Annotated in this window: 6 protein-coding genes; 4 read left to right on the plus strand and 2 right to left on the minus strand. The window is 55.1% G+C overall.

Annotation, left to right across the window (positions count from 1 at the left end):
- Window positions 1-15 precede the first annotated feature (15 nt).
- The 4 genes from nfi to A6U95_RS17760 all read left to right on the plus strand — a co-directional run bounded on the left by nfi (window position 16) and on the right by A6U95_RS17760 (window position 2,512).
- Window positions 16-699, plus strand: a complete 684-nt coding sequence (gene nfi, locus A6U95_RS17745) for a deoxyribonuclease V (protein ID WP_024531030.1) — start codon at window positions 16-18, stop codon at window positions 697-699.
- Between the two features lie 51 nt (window positions 700-750).
- Complete coding sequence (locus A6U95_RS17750; protein WP_065685443.1) at window positions 751-1,341, plus strand: YjaG family protein; 591 nt, start codon at window positions 751-753, stop codon at window positions 1,339-1,341.
- A gap of 189 nt (window positions 1,342-1,530) precedes the next feature.
- Window positions 1,531-1,806, plus strand: a complete 276-nt coding sequence (hupA, locus tag A6U95_RS17755) for a nucleoid-associated protein HU-alpha (protein ID WP_021182173.1) — start codon at window positions 1,531-1,533, stop codon at window positions 1,804-1,806.
- Between the two features lie 67 nt (window positions 1,807-1,873).
- A complete protein-coding gene (locus A6U95_RS17760) occupies window positions 1,874-2,512 on the plus strand; it encodes a DUF1481 domain-containing protein (RefSeq protein WP_065685444.1) in 639 nt (212 codons plus the stop codon).
- Window positions 2,513-2,563: 51 nt separating this feature from the next.
- Here A6U95_RS17760 and purD read toward each other — a convergent pair whose 3' ends face one another.
- Both purD and purH read right to left on the minus strand, forming a co-directional pair.
- Entirely contained in the window at window positions 2,564-3,847 is a 1,284-nt protein-coding gene (purD, locus tag A6U95_RS17765) for a phosphoribosylamine--glycine ligase (RefSeq protein ID WP_065685445.1), read from the minus strand.
- Window positions 3,848-3,896: 49 nt separating this feature from the next.
- Window positions 3,897-5,486 (minus strand): bifunctional phosphoribosylaminoimidazolecarboxamide formyltransferase/IMP cyclohydrolase, encoded by a 1,590-nt coding sequence (purH, locus tag A6U95_RS17770; protein WP_024531033.1) that lies wholly within the window; start codon window positions 5,484-5,486, stop codon window positions 3,897-3,899.
- Between the last annotated feature and the right edge of the window lie 569 nt (window positions 5,487-6,055).

Raw genomic sequence — 6,055 nt, forward strand, 5'->3', positions numbered from 1 at the left:
CCGCAAGGAGACGCTGTGATTGATACTCAGGCTCTGCGCGCCGAACAGCTAAGGCGCGCCGGGGAAGTCATTCGTCACGATGATTTTCTGCAAGACCCACCGGCGTTTATCGCCGGTGCGGACGTCGGTTTTGAACAAGAGGGTGCGGTAACACGCGCCGCCATTGCTATCCTGCGCTATCCTTCACTCGAGCTGGTGGAGTATCAAATCGCTCGTATCAGCACCACCATGCCTTATATCCCCGGATTTCTCTCGTTTCGCGAGTACCCTGCGCTGATCGCCGCCTGGGAGCAACTGCAACAGAAACCCGATCTCATCTTTGTCGATGGCCACGGTATTTCCCATCCAAGACGCCTGGGGGTTGCCAGCCACTTTGGCCTGTTGGTCAACGTGCCGACCATTGGCGTGGCCAAGAAGCGTTTATGTGGTAAATTTTCCCCGCTGGACGCTACCGTTGGCTCGCTGGCCGCGCTGGAGGACAAGGGCGAACAGTTGGGATGGGTATGGCGCAGCAAAGAGCGCTGTAATCCGTTATTTATCGCCACGGGCCATCGCGTGAGCACCAACAGCGCCTTGGCCTGGGTACAACGCTGCATGGCAGGTTACCGTTTGCCGGAGCCCACGCGGTGGGCCGATGCCATTGCCTCACGCCGCCCGGCCTTTGTACGCTGGTTACAGCAGCATCCAGAGGTGTCGTAATGAGCGATTTCGGGTACACTGCGCGGCAGATAATGAGTAAGAGAGTAGACAATGCTACGTAACCCGATTCATTTACGCTTGGAAAAGCTGGAAAGCTGGCAGCATTTGACCTTTATGGCCTGCCTGTGCGAGCGTATGTACCCGAATTACCAGATGTTCTGCCTGCAGACGGAGTTTGGCGACCCGGCCGTTTATCGCCGTATCCTGGACTTGGTCTGGGAAACGCTGGTGGTGAAAGACGCCAAGGTCAACTTTGACAGCCAACTGGAAAAGTTGGAAGAGGCGATCCCGTCGGCAGAAGATTACGATCTTTACGGCGTTTACCCAGCGATCGATGCCTGCATTGCATTAGGGGAATTGATCCATTCGCGCCTCAGCGGAGAAACGTTGGAGCACGCCATTGCCATCAGCGAAACCTCAATTCGCACCGTGGCGATGTTGGAAATGACCCAGGCTGGCAAAGAAATGACCGACGAAGAGCTGAAAATTCTGCCTGCCGTTGAGGACGAATGGGACATTCAATGGGAGATTTTCCGCCTGTTGGCCGCCTGCGAAGAGCGTGATCTGGATCTGATCAAAGGGTTACGATCTGACCTGCGAGAGGCCGCGGTGAGTAACATTGGGATAAATTTAACGCAATAAGGCAAGAAAACGTGATTTAACGTCTGATTTGTCGTGCCTTAAGGCTTCACATCCGCACCCTGTCTGGTCTACATTTGGGGGGCGAAAAAAAAGTGGCTATCGGTGCGTGTATGCAGGAGAGTGCTGTCCATCGGCATATCCGTCGCACTCGATGCTTTGCAAACGATAAACACACTGTAAGGATAACTTATGAACAAGACTCAACTGATTGATGTAATCGCAGAGAAGGCTGACCTTTCCAAGGCTCAAGCTAAGCTGGCTCTGGAATCTACCCTGGCTGCCATTACTGAGTCCCTGAAAGAAGGTGATGCAGTACAATTGGTTGGTTTCGGTACTTTCAAGGTAAACCATCGTAGCGAGCGCACTGGCCGCAACCCACAGACTGGTAAAGAAATCAAAATCGCAGCAGCTAACGTGCCTGCGTTCGTTTCTGGTAAAGCACTGAAAGACGCGGTTAAGTCTTAATCGCGTGTTGCAGAAAGGTTTAAACAGGGGGGCGTTGGCGCCCCTTTTGTTTATTCGACGGGCACTCATGGCGGTTACGGTTGTTGCTGCCTTGAGTGCTTGTAGTTTCCGTTCAGCCCCGCCAACCTTTACCGCCAGCGGCTTTGTGGCCGACCAGGGGGTGATGCGTGTGTGGCGGATGGATGACGGCCAGCAGCAGCCTGTGGCGCTGTTGAGCGTCTACAGCCCTTATCGCGGGCCGGGTACCGTCACAACGCTGTATGAATATCAACATGGCGTGTTGTACCAAATCAAACGCACCGATGCCGATGGCGATCGCGACTCCATTCAACTGCGTTTCACCGCCAACGGTACAGTCAGCTTTATGCAGCGCCAACTGGCCACTCAGCGCCAGAAACTCTCCAACGATGAAGTTGTGCTCTATCAATATCAGGCACGGCGGATACTGGAATTGAGCGATGCGCTTAATGCCGGTCGAGTTCGACTGTTACAGGGGCACTGGCAGCAAGGCGCCGTGAAGCTGTGCAACGGCGAAGTCGTGAAGCCAGGTTTGGACCAACAGGCCGAAGAGTGGATCATGCGGCGTGCGGCCAACAGCAGTCAGCCAGTGAACGTAGCCTGGTTGGATGGGCCGGAAGGTCGTGAGCTGTTATTGGTGGCAAATAATGATTTCTGCAGTTGGGAACCCACCAAAGATACCCTTTAGCGCATAAAAAAGGCCCTGCGAACAGAGCCTGGCTGTTATCTCAACTAGCTGTTACTGCTCGCGTGCGATAGCACGGTAACCAATATCCTTGCGGCAGAAACTGTCTTGCCACTGAATACCTTCCGCTAGCTGATAGGCTAACTGCTGAGCCTGAGCCACCGTTGCGCCCAAAGCCGTAACGCAAAGCACACGCCCGCCGTTGGTCACAACGTCATTCCCTTGCATACGCGTTCCGGCATGGAACACTTTGCCATTGGCATCTTCTTGCTGAGGCAAGCCGTGGATCACATCCCCTTGGCGATAATCCGCAGGATAGCCGCCGGCCGCCAACACCACGCCGAGAGCAGGGCGTTCATCCCACTCGGAAGTCTTCTCATCCAGCTTGCCTTCGGCCCCTGCCAGGCAGAGTTCAACCAGGTCGGAGCGCAGGCGCAGCATGATCGGCTGAGTTTCCGGGTCGCCAAAGCGGCAGTTGAATTCGATCACCTTGGGTTGACCATCCTCAGCAATCATCAGGCCAGCGTACAGGAAGCCGACATAGGTGTTGCCTTCCGCCGCCATGCCGCGCACGGTTGGCCAGATCACCTGCTCCATTACGCGCTGGTGGATTTCATCCGTCACCACTGGCGCTGGCGAGTAGGCGCCCATGCCGCCGGTATTCGGGCCAGTATCGCCGTCACCGACACGTTTATGATCCTGGCTGGTGGCCATTGGCACCACATTCTCGCCATCGACCATGACGATAAAGCTGGCTTCTTCGCCTGTCAGGAACTCCTCGACCACGATGCGATGCCCGGCGTCGCCAAACGCATTGCCTGCCAGCATATCCTGAATGGCGTCTTCGGCTTCCTGCAACGTCATCGCGACGATCACGCCTTTGCCTGCCGCCAGGCCGTCTGCCTTGATAACAATCGGCGCGCCTTGGCGGCGTACGTAGTCCAAGGCGGGTTCCACTTCGGTAAAGTTCTGGTATGCAGCGCTTGGGATAGCGTGGCGAGCCAGGAAATCCTTGGTAAAGGCTTTGGAGCCTTCAAGCTGTGCTGCGGCCTGTGACGGGCCAAAGATGGTCAACCCGGCGGCCTTGAAGGCATCTACCACACCGATCACCAGCGGCGCTTCTGGGCCAACGATGGTGAGATCGATGGCATTGTCCTTGGCAAAGGCAACCAGCGCCGGGATATCAGTTGGGGCGATATCGACGTTGGTCAGATTGCTTTCCAATGCAGTACCCGCATTACCCGGGGCCACGTAAACCTTATCTGCCAATGGTGATTGGGCCGCTTTCCAGGCCAGCGCATGTTCACGCCCGCCGTTGCCAATAATTAAAATATTCATCAGGTGCTCCATAAACGGCGTGCGCATTGAGCGCACGCAGCAAAAGGGATTAATGGCGGAAGTGGCGCATGTCGGTGAAAATCATTGCGATGCCGTGTTCGTTGGCCGCCGCAATCACTTCATCATCACGAATCGAACCACCCGGCTGGATCACGCAGGTAATACCAACCGCTGCAGCCGCATCAATGCCGTCACGGAACGGGAAGAAGGCGTCGGATGCCATGGCGGAACCTTTGACTTCCAGCCCTTCGTCAGCGGCTTTGATCCCGGCGATCTTGGCGGAGTAAACGCGGCTCATCTGCCCGGCGCCTATGCCGATGGTCATGTTGTCGCGTGCATAAACGATGGCGTTGGATTTGACGAACTTGGCCACTTTCCAGCAGAACAGCGCATCACGCAGCTCCTGAGCGGTTGGCTGGCGTTCGGATACCACGCGCAAATCGGCTTCGGTCACCATACCCAGATCGCGATCCTGCACTAACAGACCACCGTTGACGCGCTTAAAGTCCAGCCCGGCGACGCGCTGTTGCCATTGGCCACAGGCCAGCACGCGTACGTTCTGTTTCGCTGCCAGCAGAGTACGGGCTTCTTCACTGATGCTTGGCGCGATGATGACTTCAACAAACTGACGGCTGATGATCGCCTGTGCCGTTTTGGCATCCAGTTCACGGTTGAAGGCAATAATGCCGCCAAAAGCTGAGGTTGGGTCGGTTTGGTAGGCGCGCTCATAGGCAGCAAACAGGTTTTCACCGATAGCCACGCCACAAGGGTTGGCATGCTTGACGATCACGCAGGCCGGCTCGGCAAACTCTTTCACACATTCCAGCGCCGCATCGGTATCGGCGATGTTGTTGTAGGAAAGTGCTTTACCCTGTAGCTGATCGGCGGTGGCCACGGAGGCCTCTTGCACATTCTCTTCTATATAGAAGGCAGCTTGCTGGTGGCTGTTTTCACCGTAACGCATATCCTGCTTCTTGATGTAGTTCAGGTTCAGCGTACGTGGGAAGCGGCCGGAAGGCTGTTCGGTCTCACCGTGATAGGCTGGCACCAGGGTACCAAAGTAGTTGGCGATCATGCTGTCATAGGCGGCGGTATGCTCAAACGCTTTGATAGCCAGGTCGAAACGGGTTGGGTACAACAGTGAACCGTTGTTGTTATCCATCTCGGTGATCACTGCGGCGTAGTCACTGCTCTTGACCACGATGGCCACGTCTTTATGGTTCTTGGCGGCCGAGCGCACCATGGTTGGGCCACCGATATCGATATTCTCTACGGCATCTTCCAGCGAGCAATCTGGGCGAGCTACGGTTTGCGCGAAGGGATACAGGTTTACCACAACCATATCGATCGGTTGGATCGCATGTTGTTCCATGATGGCATCGTCCTGGCCGCGACGGCCCAGAATGCCACCGTGCACTTTCGGGTGCAGGGTCTTGACTCGTCCGTCCATCATCTCTGGGAAGCCGGTGTAGTCGGAAACTTCGGTAACAGGCAGACCGGCATCGGCCAGCAGGCGGGCAGTGCCACCGGTAGAGAGTAATTCGACGCCTCTCTGGGAGAGGGCTTCGGCGAATTCAACGATTCCGGCTTTGTCGGACACGCTGAGCAGGGCCCGGCGGATTGGACGAGGTTGTTGCATGGTTTTATCCCTTGGCTTTGAGTCGCAATAAAAGAGCGTTACGTGGATCTCCACCTTGTTGCTTCTTATATAGAGGGGATTTCTTCCTATATAGAGAAGGACAGGAACAGATTCAGGTAGCGCCCCGATAAAAACGGGGATTGTTTCGTCGCGGGGAATTGTAGCGAAAACGTTTGCGTGGCGCTCGTAAATTTTCCGACCAAATGCGTTCTGTGGATAAGTTAGTGCATAACCGGGTATAAGGACGGGTTTTGCTGTGGAATGCAGCAAACGGTGATTTTTGTTGAAAATACCTGTTGCGGCCTGCGTGGAACTCCCTATAATGCGCCTCCATCGACACGGAACATGTGAACAACTTCACAGAGTCTCCGGGGGTCGCAGAGAAAAAACCTGAAATTAAGGTTGACTCTGAAAGAGGAAAGCGTAATATACGCCACCTCGAGTTAGCAAGCGAAAGCGCGTAACTCACTGCTCTTTAACAATTTATCAGACAATCTGTGTGGGCACTCACAAGACGATATCCAGCTACTTCGGTAGCAAAAAAATATCAAGTCTTGAAGAGTGACCAA

It is taken from the genome of Serratia sp. 14-2641 (genome assembly GCF_001692375.1).
GTDB lineage: Bacteria > Pseudomonadota > Gammaproteobacteria > Enterobacterales > Enterobacteriaceae > Chania > Chania fonticola_C.